Below are 15360 nucleotides of genomic sequence, written 5' to 3' on the forward strand. Positions count from 1 at the left end.
TTCCGCAGGAGATGTCGGCATGGCCACGCACGCGCAGCCCCCCGCCCCCTCAACGGCCGATGCCCCGCAACGACTGACGTCTCTCGCGCATGGCGGTGGCTGCGGCTGCAAGATCGCGCCCGGCGTGCTGACCGAACTGCTGCGTGGCGTTCCAGCGCTTCCGGCACCGGTCGAACTGCTGGTCGGCCGCGAGACCAGCGACGACGCCGCAGTGTACCGCCTCGATGACCACCAGGCGATCGTCGCCACCACCGATTTCTTCATGCCGATTGTCGACGACCCGTTCGACTTCGGCCGCATTGCCGCCACCAATGCGCTGTCGGACCTGTACGCGATGGGCGCGCGGCCACTGTTCGCGCTGGCCATCGTCGGCATGCCGATCAACAGCCTGCCGCAGGACACCATCCGCGGCATCCTGCAGGGAGGCGAACGCGCCTGCGCTGATGCCGGCATCGTGGTGGCTGGTGGCCACAGCATCGATTCGGTGGAACCCATCTACGGCCTGGCCGCGATCGGCGTGCTCGACCCGCAGCGGCTCAAGCGCAATGCTGATGCCCGCGCCGGCGACGTGCTGGTGCTGGGCAAGCCGTTGGGCGTGGGCGTGTATTCGTCAGCACTGAAGAAGGAAGTGCTGGATGCCGACGGCTACCAGCAGATGATCGAGTCGACCACCCGCCTGAACACCGTGGGCGTGCCCCTGGCTGCGCTGGACGGCGTGCATGCCATGACCGACGTCACCGGCTTCGGCCTGCTCGGCCACCTGCTGGAAGTGTGCCGCGCCAGTGGCGTGGCCGCCGAGGTGGACAGTGCACAGGTGCCGCTGCTGCCGCAGACCCTGGACCTGCTGCAACGTGGCTGCGTAACCGGCGCCTCCAACCGCAACTGGGCCTCGTATGGCGCCGAGGTGCGCTTCGCCGAGGGCTTGGCCGCCCACTGGCAGTCACTGCTGACCGACCCGCAGACCAGCGGCGGCCTGCTGGTGTCCTGTGCGCCGGAAGCGTTGGATGCGGTGCTGGCCTGCTTCAACGATGCGGGGTTCGGCCAGGCGGCCGTGGTGGGGCGCTTGAGCGAGGGAGTGCCGGGCGTCAGGGTGGTTTGAGATGTTCTTGCCTCGGGCGCGCATCCCCCGTCGTTGAGATCCGCAGCCATGGCGGCGGCACCACTTCATCGGTTTGCTCGGATAACGTGCCACTGGGAGCAACCTCAGCACTATTAAAGCATGCTTTAATAGCGGCCGGGATTCTTAAAGATCCCTTTAACAACGCCTCGCCAGGAGCGCAAATGCCCAGGACCACCGGCACTTACACCACCACCGATTCGGGCGGCGAGCTTGTCAAGGCCTTCGTGCCCCATCCATTGCCGCCCACGATGCCGCCCCTTGATCCTGCTTGCTACATGGCCAATGCGGCAGCCGAGGCGGCGCTGGGACGGCTCTCCGCCATGTCAGGTTTGGTCGCTTCTGCTGAATGGCTGATCTACAGCTCCATCCGCAAGGAGGCCTTGTTGACCTCCCAGATGGAGGGCACTCAGGCGACACTGACGGATCTGCTGGATCAAGAATCCGGAATCGACGTGGCCAGTACCACGGACGTCAGCGACGTGACGAATTACCTGCAAGCGTTCGCGTATGTGCGAGACCAGCTGAAACACGATTGGGGCCTGCCGATCTCAACGCGCCTGTTGTGCGAAGCACATAGCATCCTTTTGAATAGTGCGCGCGGCGAGCAGAAGTTACCTGGTGAAGTGCGCCGCTCCCAGAACTGGATCGCAGGTACCCGGCCAGGCAATGCTCTTTACGTCCCCCCTCCTCACATGGAAGTCGGACGGTTGCTGGGTGAGATGGAGCGCTATATCCACGAGCCTACGACAGACCTTCCTCCTCTGGTCCGCATTGCCTTGATCCATGCACAGTTCGAAACGATCCACCCGTTCCTTGATGGCAATGGGCGCATAGGCCGCTTGCTGATTGCAGCATTGCTGGAAGACTGGAAGCTGCTGCCGGAGCCACTGCTCTATGTCTCTGGCGAACTCAAGAAACATCAAGACGAGTACTACCGGCTTCTGTCGGCCATCCGCGCCGATGGCGACTGGGAGAGTTGGATCCGCTTCTTCCTCGACTGCACGACCGAAGCCGCCGAGAACGCCCAAAGAAACATCATCGACATCGCCTCACTCATCGCAGCCGACCGGAGAAAGGTCATGGCTGCGAAAGACGGCACGGTGCAGGCGATCCGCTTGTTCGAAATGCTGCCTACGATGCCGCGCTTCACCATTACATTTGCAGCTGAAAGGCTGGGGGTGACATTTCCCACCGCCAGCGCGGCTGTCAAAGTCCTGCAAAGCGTTGACGTCCTTGTCGGTACCGGGAATCAGAAACGGAACCAGCAGTTCAGCTACAAGCAATACACCGAACTGCTGCAGCGCTAGAGAGGTAGGCGCAGCCCGTGCATCGAAGTGGAGACGTTGAATATCCCCCAAATGCGTACCCAGGCGGATCAATGATCACCCATCACACGCTCGTCCCAACCGCCAGGGCACGCATCTTCGATGACCTGACGGCACGCCCGGCCACGCCCTATCACTCGATGTTCTGCACCTGCTCGCGGATCTGGTCGATCAGCACCTTCAGCTCCACCGCAGCATTGGACGTACGGCTGTCCACCGACTTCGACCCCAGCGTATTGGCTTCGCGGTTGAACTCCTGCAGCAGGAAGTCCAGGCGACGGCCGACCGGCTCGCGCTGCTTGAGCACGCGGCGGATCTCGACGATATGGCTGCCAAGACGGTCCAGTTCTTCATCCACGTCCAGCTTCTGCAGCCACAGCACCAGTTCCTGCTCGGCGCGACCGGGGTCGACCGGGTGCGGCAGGTCGGCCAGGCGTGCGGCCAGCTTGGCGCGCTGGCCGTCGCGAATGGCCGGAATCAGCGTGCGGACTTCGGTGGCGATACGCTCGATGCCGTCCACGCGCTCGCTGATGGCCGCGGACAACTTGCCGCCTTCGCGCTCACGGGCCTCGACGAAGCCGTCCAGCACCTGGTCCAGCAGGGCCAGTGCCTCGACCTGCAGGGCGGCGGCATCGGTGGCCTCGCCGCGGGTCACGCCCGGCAGCTGCAGCAGGTCGGTGAAACTGACCTGCAGGTTGGGGAAATCGGAGGTCAGGCGGTGCGCCAGGCGGCCCAGCTGGCCCAGCAGGGCCTCGTCCACCTGCAGGTTGGCGGCCGCTTCCGGCGCGCGCAGGCGCATCACCAGATCCAGCTTGCCGCGGCTCAGGCGCGCGGCGATACGCTCGCGCAGCTGCGGCTCGAGCGCCCGCAGTTCCTCGGGCAGGCGGGTGCCGACCTCCAGGAAGCGGTGGTTGACCGAGCGCAGCTCGCAGCCCAGCGTGCCCCACGGGGTGACCCGCTCGCCGCCGGCGTAGGCGGTCATGCTTCGAATCATGGATTGTGTCCGGTGCGTGCAAAGGGGGAATGGTACCCTAGCGCCCTCACCAGAGCCCCCTTGCCCGCCCCGTGAAGGCTGCGGGCGTGGCGGCGTACTCCCTCGCCATTACGGAACCCGCACCATGTCCGATTCCCGCCCCAGCGGCCGCCAGCCCGACCAGCTCCGCCCGGTCGTCATCCAACGCGGCTTCACCCGCCACGCCGAAGGTTCGGTGCTGGTGTGCTTCGGTGAAACCCGTGTGCTGTGCACCGCCAGCGTCGAGAACCGCGTGCCGGGCTTCCTGCGCGGCAAGGGCGAAGGCTGGGTGACCGCCGAGTACGGCATGCTGCCGCGCGCCACCCACACCCGCAGCGACCGCGAAGCCGCCCGTGGCAAGCAGGGCGGCCGCACCCTGGAGATCCAGCGCCTGATCGGCCGCAGCCTGCGCGCGTGCGTGGACCGCAACGCGCTGGGCGAGCGCACCATCACCCTCGACTGCGACGTGCTGCAGGCCGACGGCGGCACCCGCACCGCCGCCATCACCGGCGCCTACGTGGCCCTGGTCGATGCGGTGAATGTGCTGATGAAGCGCGGCGACATCAAGCGCAACCCGATCCTGGGTGCAGTGGCAGCGGTGTCGGTGGGCGTCTACCGCGGCACCCCGGTGCTGGACCTGGACTACGCCGAAGACAGCGACTGCGACACCGACATGAACGTGGTGATGAACGACGGCGGTGGCTTCATCGAGCTGCAGGGCACCGCCGAAGGCCATGCCTTCCGCCGCGATGAACTGGACGCGCTGCTGGGCCTGGCCGAGAAGGGCGTGCGCGAGCTGCTGGACGCACAGCAGGCGGCGCTGTCGGCATGAACCGGCGCATCGCCCTGACCACCCTGGTGGTGGCCGACTATGACGAAGCCATTGCCTGGTACACCGGCAAGCTCGGCTTCGCACTGCTGGAGGACATCGACCAGGGCCACAAGCGCTGGGTGGTGGTGGGGCCGACCGACGGCAGCGCTGCCGCCCTGCTGCTGGCCCGCGCCAGCGACGAGGAACAGCGCAGCCGCATCGGCAACCAGACCGGTGGCCGCGTCGCCTTCTTCCTCAACACCGACGACTTCCACCGCGACCACACGGCGATGCTGGCCGCCGGGGTCGAGTTCCTGGAAGCGCCGCGCGAAGAACCCTATGCAACGGTCGCGGTATTCCGCGATCTGTATGGCAACACCTGGGACCTGCTGGAGCCCCGTCAATGAAGAAACTGGTACTGGCCAGCCACAACGCCGGCAAGCTGGTGGAGATGCAGGAGATCCTCGCCGACCTGCCGCTGCAGATCACCTCGGCCGCCGAGCTGGGCCTGGGCGACGTGGAAGAGACCGGCCTGACCTTCGTCGAGAACGCGCTGCTGAAGGCGCGCGCGGCCTGCGAAGCGACCGGCCTGCCGGCGCTGGCCGATGATTCGGGCCTGATCGTCGATGCCCTCGGCGGTGCACCGGGCCTGTACAGCGCGCGCTATGCCGGCCACCCGACCAATGCCGCGGCCAACAACGCCAAGCTGCTGGAGGCGATGGCCGACGTTCCCGATGGCCAGCGCGGCGCCCGCTTCTATGCGGTGATCGTGCTGCTGCGCCACGCCACCGATCCGCAGCCGCTGATCTGCGAAGGTCGCTGGGAGGGCCAGATCATCCGTGAACTGCGCGGCACGAATGGATTCGGCTACAACCCGGTGTTCCTTGACACCACCCACGGCCTGACCGCCGCGGAGATGGAGCCGGCCCTGAAAAACGCCATCAGCCACCGTGCCATTGCCCTGCAACAGCTCAAGCAGCAGCTGGCGACGCTGTACTGACGCCACCCGATCGAACCAGGGAAGCTGGCCAGCGGCCGGCACTACCGATGAAGCCCATGCCGCACGCCCACGACCACTGCAACCACCTGCCCGGCGAAGCCTGCTCCGCTGACCACGACACCTCGCCGCGGCTGGTACCGCCACCGCTGTCGCTGTACGTGCACCTGCCGTGGTGCGTGCGCAAGTGCCCGTACTGCGATTTCAATTCGCACCAGGCCAAGGGCGAACTGCCGTTCGATGCCTACATCGATGCGCTGCTGCGCGACCTGGACCAGGACCTGCCGCTGGTCTGGGGCCGGGTGGTGCACAGCGTGTTCTTCGGTGGCGGCACGCCCAGCCTGTTCCCGCCGGAAGCGATCGACCGCTTCCTGCAGCAGGCCAGCGCGCGCCTGCGCTTCGCGCCCAACGCCGAAATCACCCTGGAAACCAACCCGGGCACGGCCGAGCATGGCCGTTTCGACCGCTACCGCGCAGCCGGCGTGAACCGCCTCAGCTTCGGCATCCAGAGTTTCGACGACGCCATGCTCAAGCGCCTGGGCCGCATCCACGACAGTGGCGAAGCCGAGCGCGCGGTGAAGATGGCGCAGGACGCGGGCTACGACAACTTCAACATCGACCTGATGTACGCGCTGCCGGAACAGACCCTGGCCGGTGCCGAGGCCGATCTGGAACGTGCGTTCGCGCTGCAGCCGGCGCATATCTCGCACTACCAGCTGACCCTGGAACCGAACACGGTGTTCTTCGCGCGGCCGCCGCAGGGCATTCCCGATGAAGACAACGCCTGGGACATGCAGGAACACTGCCAGGCCCTGCTGGCGCAGGCAGGCTTCGGCCAGTACGAGGTGAGCGCCTACGCACGCCCTGGCCGGCAGAGCGCGCACAACCTGAACTACTGGCGCTTCGGCGATTACCTGGGCATCGGTGCCGGCGCGCACGGCAAGATCAGCTCCGGTGCAGAGGAACACGTGCTGCGACGCTGGAAGCTGAAGCATCCGCAGGCTTATCTGGACAGCGCGGGCACCCCGGCCTCGTTCGGGGGTGACGATGTAATCGCTCCTGAGCGCCTGCCCTTCGAGTACATGCTGAATCTGCTGCGCCTGCACGAAGGCTTCGGCCTGCGCGATTTCGAGTCGCGTACCGGGCTGTCGCGCAGCGTGCTGGATGCACCGTTGGCCGAGGCCGTGCAGCACGGCTGGCTGGACGTGACCGATGGCCATGTGCAGCCGACCGAACTGGGCCGCCGCTTCACCAACGATGTGGTGAGCCTGTTCCTGGAGGAGTGAGCGTCTTGCAGTAGCGGGTAGTGCCGGCCGCTGGCCGGCAGCTCGATCGGCGCGGATTGCCGGCCAGCGGCCGGCACTACCGTTCATCGGTCGGGCCATGCCTGGCGAACGGGATGCACATTCGCCCTAAAGTAGCGCCGACAGCGGCCGACACGGTAGATTCACCAGATCGATCCGCGGGAATCCGGATACCGCCTGCCGATGTCAGCTGTCTTTTCCATCACTCCTGCCGACAAGAACCGCCTGGCCGCCAGCGACCTGCCACCGCGGGTACGTGAGCTGCTGGGCGCGCTGATCGGCCTGTGCCGGCAGACGCTGGCCGCGCCCCTGATCCTGACTGTCGAAGCGCTGGAGCAGACCCTGCTGCACGACGCCGATCGCGCACGCAATCCACAGCAGCAGGCCGAACTGATGGCCCAGCGTGGACAGCTGCACGCCTTCGCTGGCCACTTCGCCGACCGCATGCTCGATGCCGTTGCCGACGCCCTCGCACGGTTGCGCGAACCGGCCAACGGTGTCAGCACCAGTGCTACGCCGCCAGCGCTGCCGGGCATGCTCGGGCTGTCGCTGGTTGATGAGCACGAAGTGGATCGCGACCTGCTGCTGACCGAGATGGTGCGGCGCGAAACCCTGCGTTCAACCAACACACTGAACCTGCTCGGCCAACGCCTGGGGGTACTGGCGGCGGCGCCGGCCTTCGAGGCCGACACCCTGCCGCTGGCGCCGCAGGCACTGTGCGCGATGGTGCGCCGGATTGCCGAACAGGACGCGCTGAGCGTCGAGGTACAGCTGGCGCTGTATCGCAGTTTCGAACGACAGGTGCTGGAACGGCTGGGCGATATCCTTGACCGTGCCAATGCCCTGCTGGCCCAGTCCGGCGTACTGCCGGGGCTGGTCTACACCCCCTACCTGGCACGCTCGTCGAGCACGCGGCGGATCATCACCCAGTCGGTGGGTGGCGGCCGCACCACGCAGCCGGCCAAGCGCAGCGCGGCCCCACTGACCGGCTGGAACGGTTCGGCACCGGCCGGCTCCTGGTCCAGCCTGGTACAGGACGCCTTCCACGAGGGTGGTGCAGCCGGCCCCGCCACGCCGGGCGTGACCACATCCACCGGCAGTGCTTTGCATGAGCTGCTGCAGCAGGCCCGGCACGCCAGCCCTGCCCCGGCGGACAGCGGCGCAGTGCCCAGTGCGGCAGTCGACGCGGTACTCGCGCGTCTGCAGGCTCAGTCCAGCGCGGCAACCGGCGTGGCCGACCTGCAGGCCGCCGTGGTCGCGCAGCTGCGCAGCGAGCATGGTGCGCAGGCCCAGCTGGGCAGTCACGACCGGGACAACCTGGACCTGCTGCGCATGCTGATGCAGCAGGTGCAACAGCAGCAGCGTCCCGATCCGGTGCCGGCCGCCCTGCTGGCCCGCCTGCAGGTGCCCCTGGCACGCGCGGCCATGGCCGACCCGGGCTTCTTCGTGCGCGACGAACATCCCGCGCGTGAGCTGCTCAACCAGATTGCCGAAGTCGGCGCCAACTGGCTGGGCGACGATGACGTCGACCCACAGCTGCTGCAGCGCATGGCGCAGAGCGTGCAGGGCCTGCTGGGGCAGGATGCGCGCGCACCGGAGGCCTTTGCCGCCGCCAACGAAGACGTGCAGCAGCACCAGCGCGCGGCGGCCCATCGTGCCGAACTGGCCGAGCGCCGCCACGTGGAAGCCGCGCGCGGCAAGGAACGATTGGAACTGGCCCGTCGCCAGGCCACCGCACAGATCGACCAGTGCTGCGACACGCAGTCGCCACCGCGCTTCGTACAGACCCTGTTGCGCCAGGCCTGGGCCGATGCACTGACCCTCACCCGCCTGCGCCATGGCGATGATTCGCCACAGTGGCAGGAACGCCTGCAACAGACCGAGCGCATCGCTGCCATCACCGCACAGGCCATCGACGCCCCCGGCGGCACCGATACCGCGTTGGCAGCGGACGTGGAGGCCGCGCTGCTGCAGGTCGGCTACCACGCCGAGGAAGCCGCCGCCGTCGCGCGCAGGCTGGCCACGCCCGGCGGCGAGGATGAAAGCACCTCGCGTACCGAACTCAGTGCCCGCCTGAAGGCACGTGCGCGCCTGGGCGAACACGCCGGCGCGCCCACCGGCACGGCGCCTGCAACGCCCCGCAGCAGTGCCGAAGAAGCCGCCTACCAGCAACTGTCCACGCTGCCGTTCGGCAGCTGGTTCGACATCGATACCGGTGATGGCACGCTGCGCCGCCAGCGCCTGTCCTGGTACAGCCTGCTGACCGGCCACGCCCTGTTCGTCAATCCACGCGGGCAGAAGATCACCGATACCGACCTGGATACGCTGGCACGGCAGATCAGTGCCGGGCGCGCGCAACTGGTCACCGAAGACAAGGGCCGGCTGGTCGACCGTGCCTGGGAAGCCAGCCTTGGTGCGCTGCGCGCACTGGCCACAGGCCGCGCACAGGAGACCCCCGCATGAAAGCCGTACCGCCGCAGGACACCCGCCGCGCGCCGCGCCGCCAGGTCTCGGACCTGGTGCCGGTCACCGACCAGATGCGCGAGTGCGTGGTCGGGCGCCTCGGCAATGTCTCCGAAACCGGCATGCTGATGCTGGCCAGCGTGCCGCTGCGCGAGGATGCGCTGTACCAGCTGCGCTTCCCGTTGCCGCTGGGTGATGGCCGCCAGCAGGCCATCGACGTGGGCGTGCACCTGCTGTGGAGCGAGCCCGCACACGTTCCCGGCCAGAGCTGGACCGGCTTCCGCTTCCTGACCCTGTCACGCGAACATCGGCAGCTGCTGCGCCAGTGGGTGGGCGAGGACAGCGACGAGGGACCGGTTTCGACGGTCTGAGTGCCGGTTCCGGCACAGCGGTTTTTCGCGGTATGCGGCAGAATCTAGGGCCGTTTTCCGTGTCGAGCCACCGCAATGATCCAGCAAGACCCCGGCGCCCTGTATCCCGACCACCTGGCCGTGCTGTGCCGACGCGCCGAACAGGCGCTGGCCCGCGGCGGCTTCGATCACCTGGTGGTGCCCAGCGGCACCCTGCACTACCAGGTGTTCGACGACCGCGACTACCCGTATGCGGTGAATCCGCAGTTCAAGGCCTGGCTGCCGCTGACCCGCGTGCCCAACAGCTGGATCGTGTTCACCCCCGGCAAGCGTCCGGCGGTGATCTTCCACCAGCCGTTCGATTACTGGCACGTGGTACCGGACGCACCGAGTGGCTGGTGGGTGGAGCACTTCGACATCCACATCATCCGCAAGCCCGAAGAGGCGCTGGCCCTGCTGCCGGCCGACCCGTCGCGCTGCGCGATCCTCGGCGAGCCGCAGAGCACGCTGGGCAACTACGTGCCGAACAACCCGGCGCCGGTGGTGAACTACCTGGAATGGCACCGCGGCAGCAAGACGCCGTATGAAATCGCGCTGATGCGCCAGGCGCAGGTGCTGGGCGTGCGCGGCCACCGCGCCGCCGAAGCCGCGTTCCGCAACGGCGCCGACGAGTTCAGCATCCACATGGCGTACTGCCAGGCCGTCGGCCAGGACGCCAACGAGCTGCCCTACGGCAACATCGTGGCGTTGAACGAACATGCCGCCGTGCTGCATTACACCGAGCTGGGCCGCAAGGCGCCGCAGCCGCTGCGCAGCTTCCTGATCGATGCTGGTGCCAGCGCGCACGGCTACGCCAGCGACATCACCCGCACCTACGCCGCGCAGGGCCACGACGAGTTCGCCGCGATGATCGCCGCCGTCGACGCCGCCCAGCAGCAGATGTGCGCAGCGGTGCGCCCGGGCTTCGACTACAAGCAGCTGCACGTGGACGCACATCTTTCGCTGATGGGCGTGCTGAAGGACTTCGGCGTGATCAAGGTCTCGCCGCAGACCGCAGTGGAAACCGGCGTCAGCGCCGCGTTCTTCCCGCATGGCATCGGTCACCTGATCGGCCTGCAGGTGCACGACGTGGCCGGTTTCGCGGCCAGCGACGAGGGTGGCCGCATCGAGCGCCCGGCGGGCCACCCGTACCTGCGTCTGACCCGCGTGCTGGAACCGGGCATGGTGGTGACCATCGAACCGGGCCTGTACTTCATCGACATGCTGTTGAATGAAGTGAAGGATGCCGGCCATGGCGATGCGATCAACTGGGAGCGCGTGGATTTCTTCCGTCCGTATGGCGGCATCCGCATCGAAGACGAAGTGCTTTGCACTGAGGGCGAGGCGGACAACCTGACGCGGCCGGAGTTTGCGGCGGCGAACGGCTGAGCCCCTTGTGGTTGGTCGCAGAAGTCAAAAGCCGCGCTTGGCGGGGCGGGGTGGGTTCGCGGGGGACGCCGTGAACCCACCCCGCCCCGCCTCTGACAGTTTCCTGCCGCGTTCAACCACGGAAAAGAAAAAAGAAAAGCAGAAGCGGGTCGCTCGCTGCGCTCGCTCTGTGTCGACCAAGGTCGACACCTACCAACAGCCGCGCGTTCCAACGGCCGCAGTGGCCAGTAGATCCACGCCATGCGTGGAGGATTCATTCGATATCTGACAGATGTGCCGACCAACGGTCGGCACACACCAACAGCCGCCTGAACCTGTCAAAGGCGGGGCACTGTGGGTTTGCGGGGTGTGAGCCGCATGGATGCGGCGACCAAGCCTACAGGGACGTACTTGCGGCGTCCCCGCAAACCCACAGTGCCCCGCCCTCCCACGGAATGCCGCTTCGGCTTTTGACGTTGCCGTTGATTGCAGCAGGTGCAGGGCTGCAAGCCCTGCCGAAACCCCTTACCCCGCCATCACCGCTTCAATCTCGTCGGCGCTGCGCGCCAGGCCTTCGGTCAGCACGCGATGCCCGTCATCGGTGATCAGCACGTCATCCTCGGTACGGATGCCGATACCGCGCCAGCGCGGTTCCACCGTCGTATCGTCCACGCCGATATACAGCCCCGGCTCGATGGTGAACGCCATGCCCGGCTCCAGCAGCCGCGAATCGCCGGCCAGGCGATAGTCACCCACGTCGTGCACGTCCATGCCGATCCAGTGCCCGGTCTTGTGCCGGTAGAAACGCTGGTACAGGCCCTCGGACAGGTTCTTTTCCAGCGTGCCCTTCAGCAGGCCCAGCCGCAGCAGGCCTTCGGTCAGGGTCTGCACCGCCGCCAGGTGACCCATCTCGTAGGCCACGCCCGGCTTGGCCTGGGCCAGTGCCGCGGCCTGCGCGTCACCGACCAGGTCGTGCAGCGCGCGCTGCTCGGCGCTGAAGCGGCCGTTCACCGGGAACGTGCGGGTGATGTCGCTGGCATAGCCGCGGTATTCGGCACCGGCGTCGATCAGCACCAGCTCACCATCGCGCGAACGTGCGTTGTTGTCGCGGTAATGCAGGATGCAGCCGTTGCGACCTGCACCGACGATGCTGCAATAGGCCGGCACCGCGTCGTTGGCGCGGAACACGCGTTCCAGCTCCGCCTGCAGTTCGTACTCGTGGATGCCGGCCTTCGCCGCCTTCATCGCTGCCAGATGTGCACGTACACTGATCTGCGCGGCGTGGTGCATCAGCGCCACTTCGGCGCCGGACTTGAACAGGCGCTGCTCATGCAGCAGGTGGCCCAGCTCCAGGAACTCATGCGGCGGCTGCGCGCCGTGGCGCACCTGCGAACGCACGCGGTTGACCCAGCCGATCAGCTTCAGGTCGAAATCGGCGTCGCGACCGAAGTGGTAATAGACGCGCGAACGCCCTTCCAGCAGGCCCGGCAGGATGTCGTCCAGATCGTCGATCGGGTACGCATCGTCCATGCCGTACTGCGCCACCGCACCTTCCTGGCCGGCGCGGCTGCCGTCCCAGGCCTCGCGCTCGGCATCGCGCTCGCGGCAGAACAGGATGGCCTCGCCGTGGCGGCGGCCCGGGATCAACACCAGCACCGCTTCCGGCTCCGGGAAGCCGCTCAGGTACTGGAAGTCCGAATCCTGCCGGAACGGGTAATGGGTATCGAGGCTGCGCACCTTCTCGGCGGCGGCGGGAAGCACCAGGATCGCATCCTCGCCGGCCATGTCCATCAGCTGGCGGCGCCGACGCTTGTATTCGCCGGCCGCGATGCCGGTGCGCTGCTTGATGTCCATCAGTTCAGGCGCTGCCGATGGCGCGAGGCCAGCACCACGTCACCGTGCAGCAGCAACACCGCCACGCGGATGAATTCCTCGATCTCGGACAGGGCTTCGTCATCGTCATCGCCGCCGGCCTCGAAATCCTCGCTGGAGGCACGCGCCAGGCTGGCCATGTCGGTCAGCGCTTCTTCGCCCTCTTCGGACAGGGTCGGGCGGCGGCCGCCGCTGCCCAGGCCGAAGCCGCCCAGGAAGGAACGGGTCCAGCTGAACATGGCATCAGCCTGCGCGGACACGTCGTCGCCATCGGTCAGCAGCAGTTCGAAGGCGAAATCGCGGTCTTCCAGTTGCTTGATGGTGACCTGCAGCAGCTGCCCCAGCACGCTGTCGGCGGCCACCGGCGGCAGGTTGTCGTCGGCCAGCACACGCGCCGGCCAATCATTGCCGGGGGCACCACCGGCGGCCAGCCAGCCGCACAGTGCGCCGTGCAGCTCGGCAGCGGTGGCGCCCAGGCCCAGTTCCTGGCTGGCGCGGGTAACGTCGTCGACGGAGGGAAGTTCGGTCATCGTGCGGCTCGTTCGGATAAGGAAACCCGGGGCGCGCACGCGCGCGCCCGTGAGACCCCGTAGTGTAGCAACCCGACGGCATCCTCTCTGCGACCGTCAGGCCTTGCTGCGACAACGCTTGACCGCCCTTACCCGGCTTGCCTATCGTGCCCGTATGGAACCCGCCGATCCCCTTGCCCAGCTGCAGGACTTCGCTGCCCGCGTGGAAGCGTTGCTTGAACGCAACCAGCGCCTGGCCGAGGAGAACCGCAGCCTGCGCCACCAGCAGGAACAGCTGGTGGCCGAGCGTTCCACGCTGCTGGCCAAGAACGAGCAGGCACGCTCGCGGGTGGAAGCAATGATCAGTCGGCTCAAATCCCTGGAGCAGCACACATGAGCGCCGAACCGGTCAGTGTCCGCATCCTCGATCGTGAATACACCGTGGGTGTCGGCGGCGATGAACGCGATAGCCTGATGGCCGCCGCCCGCCTGCTCGATGCGCGCATGCGCGAAATCCGCGGCAGCAACCGCATGGCCGCGGTCGACCGCGTCGCCGTGCTGGCGGCGTTGAACCTGGCCCATGAACTGCAACTGCTGCGCGACGAGAACGCCCGCCAGGCAGTCGCCCTGCAGCAGACGCTGGCCGACCTGAACCGGCGCCTGGACCGCGCGATCGACGGCACCCCGTAGAAGAGGGGACGGAGGGAATCAAGGCGCATTCGCCCCTTCCGTGCCGGAAACGTCTTAATCCCCTCCGTCCCCTTTTCTCATATCTGAATTGGCACGGACTGTTGCCGACGAACGGCCTATCCAGATCCTGCGTGCTGGCTATAATGGCCACGCGTTCTCTGCGGTACTCGACGGCATGTGCAAACATTCGCCTTGTCCCTTAAGAACGACACCGGGAGCGCGACAGCGCCGGGAGTGCAGGTCCGCCTTGTAGCGGGAAGCCCGATGGTTCTCCAGCGTTCCCACTTGAGCCCCCGGGTTCAAGGTCGTTTCGCATGCATCGACATTGCGGAGAATGCAATATTCCAGCAAGGGCGGCGTCTTCGGGCGTCGCCCTTGTTCTTTCCGGCACAATGACGGCTGATCCTTGCCGCACGCTGCCATGACCGACCCGCGCCAGGCCCTGCGCCACGACCTGCGGCAACGCCGCCGCGACCTTTCCGCCGCTGAGCGCATCGCCGCCGCCGAATCGCTTGCCGATGCCCTGCTCGCCCTGCCGTTCGCCCCGCGCGAAGGCGCCGTGGCCGGCTACTGGGCGCTGGATGGCGAAATTGCCCTGCACCGCTGGCAGTTGCAGCTACCCGACACACTGACCTACTGCCTGCCGGTACTGGCGGGTGACGTGCTGCGCTTCGCACCGTGGCGCCCCGGGCAGCCGCTGACCAGCAACCGCTACGGCATTCCCGAGCCGGACGTGGCGCTGGAAGACACCCTGGAACCAGCACAGATGGCGCTGGTGGTGGCCCCGCTGGTGGGTTTCGACACGCAGTGCCGGCGGCTGGGCATGGGGGGCGGCTGGTATGATCGCAGCTTCGCCTTCCGCCACGACCGGCCGGCGCCGCCCTGGCTGGTCGGTGCTGCGTTCGCGGTGCAGCAGGTCGAGTCCTTGCCGGTGGCGTCGTGGGACGTGCCGGTGGATGCGATCTGCACCGAAGACGGCACCCTGTTCCCCTCCGCTGCCCCCGTGAACGCATGACCGCCCGCAAGCGCTACTGGCTGATGAAGTCCGAACCGGACGCCTTCTCCATCGATGACCTGGCCAAGGTCAAGGTCGAACCCTGGAACGGGGTGCGCAACTACCAGGCGCGCAATTTCATGCGCGATGGCATGCAGGTGGGCGACGGCATCCTGTTCTACCACTCCAATACCAAGGTGCCCGGCATCGTCGGCCTGGCCACGGTCGCCAGCCCGGCCTATCCGGACGACACCCAGTTCGACCCGAAATCCGACTACCACGACCCCAAGAGCACGCGCGAGAACCCGCGCTGGATGCTGGTGGACGTGGCCTTCGACCGCAAGCTCAAGCAGGTGATCGCGCTGGACGAGATCAAGCTGCACGCCGAAGAACTCGGCGAGGGCTTCCCGCTGGTTGCCAAGGGCAACCGCCTGTCGGTGTTCCCGGTGACCGCCGCGCAGTGGAAGCTGCTGCTGTCGCTGGAAAAGAAATCCTGATTCCCTGCC

At 67.1% G+C, this 15360-nt stretch carries 16 protein-coding genes and 1 other RNA gene; 14 read left to right on the forward strand and 3 right to left on the reverse strand.

The genetic code is table 11. The features are described from left to right. Positions 1 to 19: 19 nt before the first annotated feature. Positions 20 to 1099, forward strand: coding sequence for a selenide, water dikinase SelD (gene selD / locus ACZK13_RS17050; RefSeq protein ID WP_478445011.1), 1080 nt, complete (start codon positions 20 to 22; stop codon positions 1097 to 1099). A 182-nt stretch (positions 1100 to 1281) separates the two neighbouring features. Then, a complete protein-coding gene (locus tag ACZK13_RS17055) occupies positions 1282 to 2427 on the forward strand; it encodes a Fic family protein (protein WP_071228189.1) in 1146 nt (381 codons plus the stop codon). 151 nt (positions 2428 to 2578) lie between these two features. Here the strand turns inward: ACZK13_RS17055 and ACZK13_RS17060 are convergent, their stop codons facing one another. Further along, the gene (locus ACZK13_RS17060) at positions 2579 to 3439 is read right to left on the reverse strand and encodes a YicC/YloC family endoribonuclease (RefSeq protein ID WP_019661992.1); all 861 of its coding nucleotides are present in this window, start codon (positions 3437 to 3439) and stop codon (positions 2579 to 2581) included. Between the two features lie 124 nt (positions 3440 to 3563). Here ACZK13_RS17060 and rph point away from each other — a divergent pair, with 124 nt between their 5' ends. The 7 genes from rph (at position 3564) to pepQ (ending at position 10810) form a co-directional block, all read left to right on the forward strand. Further along, a complete protein-coding gene (rph, locus tag ACZK13_RS17065; protein ID WP_012512000.1) occupies positions 3564 to 4289 on the forward strand; it encodes a ribonuclease PH in 726 nt (241 codons plus the stop codon). Continuing rightward, on the forward strand, positions 4286 to 4675 hold the full coding sequence (locus ACZK13_RS17070) for a VOC family protein (protein ID WP_049400723.1): 390 nt from the start codon (positions 4286 to 4288) through the stop codon (positions 4673 to 4675). Before rph ends, ACZK13_RS17070 begins: the two co-directional genes overlap by 4 nt. Continuing rightward, a complete protein-coding gene (rdgB, locus tag ACZK13_RS17075) occupies positions 4672 to 5268 on the forward strand; it encodes an RdgB/HAM1 family non-canonical purine NTP pyrophosphatase (RefSeq protein ID WP_014038346.1) in 597 nt (198 codons plus the stop codon). The genes ACZK13_RS17070 and rdgB overlap by 4 nt, the downstream gene beginning before the upstream one ends. 56 nt (positions 5269 to 5324) lie before the next feature. Beyond that, a complete protein-coding gene (gene hemW, locus ACZK13_RS17080) occupies positions 5325 to 6551 on the forward strand; it encodes a radical SAM family heme chaperone HemW (RefSeq protein ID WP_253145461.1) in 1227 nt (408 codons plus the stop codon). Positions 6552 to 6752: 201 nt separating this feature from the next. Next, entirely contained in the window at positions 6753 to 9032 is a 2280-nt protein-coding gene (locus ACZK13_RS17085; protein ID WP_125894953.1) for a DUF1631 family protein, read from the forward strand. After that, positions 9029 to 9403 carry a PilZ domain-containing protein gene (locus tag ACZK13_RS17090; protein ID WP_180838787.1) on the forward strand — a complete coding sequence of 125 codons (375 nt, stop codon included), beginning with the start codon at positions 9029 to 9031 and terminating at the stop codon, positions 9401 to 9403. The genes ACZK13_RS17085 and ACZK13_RS17090 overlap by 4 nt, the downstream gene beginning before the upstream one ends. A gap of 75 nt (positions 9404 to 9478) precedes the next feature. Beyond that, positions 9479 to 10810, forward strand: coding sequence for a Xaa-Pro dipeptidase (gene pepQ / locus ACZK13_RS17095; RefSeq protein ID WP_478450141.1), 1332 nt, complete (start codon positions 9479 to 9481; stop codon positions 10808 to 10810). A 504-nt stretch (positions 10811 to 11314) separates the two neighbouring features. Here pepQ and ACZK13_RS17100 read toward each other — a convergent pair. Beyond that, positions 11315 to 12637, reverse strand: coding sequence for an aminopeptidase P N-terminal domain-containing protein (locus ACZK13_RS17100; RefSeq protein ID WP_100437673.1), 1323 nt, complete (start codon positions 12635 to 12637; stop codon positions 11315 to 11317). Positions 12638 to 12642: 5 nt separating this feature from the next. Then, positions 12643 to 13191 (reverse strand): YecA/YgfB family protein, encoded by a 549-nt coding sequence (locus ACZK13_RS17105; protein ID WP_032128368.1) that lies wholly within the window; start codon positions 13189 to 13191, stop codon positions 12643 to 12645. A 154-nt stretch (positions 13192 to 13345) separates the two neighbouring features. Between ACZK13_RS17105 and ACZK13_RS17110 the strand changes: the two genes are divergently transcribed. The 5 genes from ACZK13_RS17110 (at position 13346) to ACZK13_RS17130 (ending at position 15351) form a co-directional block, all read left to right on the forward strand. Then, on the forward strand, positions 13346 to 13567 hold the full coding sequence (locus ACZK13_RS17110) for a TIGR02449 family protein (RefSeq protein WP_005410898.1): 222 nt from the start codon (positions 13346 to 13348) through the stop codon (positions 13565 to 13567). Continuing rightward, a complete protein-coding gene (locus ACZK13_RS17115; protein ID WP_005410899.1) occupies positions 13564 to 13860 on the forward strand; it encodes a cell division protein ZapA in 297 nt (98 codons plus the stop codon). Before ACZK13_RS17110 ends, ACZK13_RS17115 begins: the two co-directional genes overlap by 4 nt. Before the next feature lie 152 nt (positions 13861 to 14012). Next, positions 14013 to 14198, forward strand: a non-coding RNA gene (gene ssrS, locus ACZK13_RS17120) — 6S RNA. A gap of 83 nt (positions 14199 to 14281) precedes the next feature. Continuing rightward, positions 14282 to 14875: a 5-formyltetrahydrofolate cyclo-ligase gene (locus ACZK13_RS17125; RefSeq protein ID WP_478481975.1), complete on the forward strand. Its 594-nt coding sequence runs from the start codon at positions 14282 to 14284 to the stop codon at positions 14873 to 14875. Further along, positions 14872 to 15351 (forward strand): EVE domain-containing protein, encoded by a 480-nt coding sequence (locus tag ACZK13_RS17130; protein ID WP_032128370.1) that lies wholly within the window; start codon positions 14872 to 14874, stop codon positions 15349 to 15351. The genes ACZK13_RS17125 and ACZK13_RS17130 overlap by 4 nt, the downstream gene beginning before the upstream one ends. Positions 15352 to 15360: the final 9 nt, after the last annotated feature.

Source organism: Stenotrophomonas sp. 99219_Sma (genome assembly GCF_056480785.1).

Coding starts and splice junctions, on each gene's coding strand:
- ACZK13_RS17125 (WP_478481975.1), top strand. CDS start 14,282: ATGACCGACCCGCGCCAGGCCCTGCGCCACGACCTGCGGCAACGCCGC.
- ACZK13_RS17130 (WP_032128370.1), top strand. CDS start 14,872: ATGACCGCCCGCAAGCGCTACTGGCTGATGAAGTCCGAACCGGACGCC.
- ACZK13_RS17055 (WP_071228189.1), top strand. CDS start 1,282: ATGCCCAGGACCACCGGCACTTACACCACCACCGATTCGGGCGGCGAG.
- ACZK13_RS17090 (WP_180838787.1), top strand. CDS start 9,029: ATGAAAGCCGTACCGCCGCAGGACACCCGCCGCGCGCCGCGCCGCCAG.
- ACZK13_RS17060 (WP_019661992.1), bottom strand. CDS start 3,439: ATGATTCGAAGCATGACCGCCTACGCCGGCGGCGAGCGGGTCACCCCG.
- ACZK13_RS17070 (WP_049400723.1), top strand. CDS start 4,286: ATGAACCGGCGCATCGCCCTGACCACCCTGGTGGTGGCCGACTATGAC.
- ACZK13_RS17110 (WP_005410898.1), top strand. CDS start 13,346: ATGGAACCCGCCGATCCCCTTGCCCAGCTGCAGGACTTCGCTGCCCGC.
- ACZK13_RS17085 (WP_125894953.1), top strand. CDS start 6,753: ATGTCAGCTGTCTTTTCCATCACTCCTGCCGACAAGAACCGCCTGGCC.
- hemW (WP_253145461.1), top strand. CDS start 5,325: ATGCCGCACGCCCACGACCACTGCAACCACCTGCCCGGCGAAGCCTGC.
- ACZK13_RS17105 (WP_032128368.1), bottom strand. CDS start 13,191: ATGACCGAACTTCCCTCCGTCGACGACGTTACCCGCGCCAGCCAGGAA.
- ACZK13_RS17115 (WP_005410899.1), top strand. CDS start 13,564: ATGAGCGCCGAACCGGTCAGTGTCCGCATCCTCGATCGTGAATACACC.
- rdgB (WP_014038346.1), top strand. CDS start 4,672: ATGAAGAAACTGGTACTGGCCAGCCACAACGCCGGCAAGCTGGTGGAG.
- selD (WP_478445011.1), top strand. CDS start 20: ATGGCCACGCACGCGCAGCCCCCCGCCCCCTCAACGGCCGATGCCCCG.
- pepQ (WP_478450141.1), top strand. CDS start 9,479: ATGATCCAGCAAGACCCCGGCGCCCTGTATCCCGACCACCTGGCCGTG.
- rph (WP_012512000.1), top strand. CDS start 3,564: ATGTCCGATTCCCGCCCCAGCGGCCGCCAGCCCGACCAGCTCCGCCCG.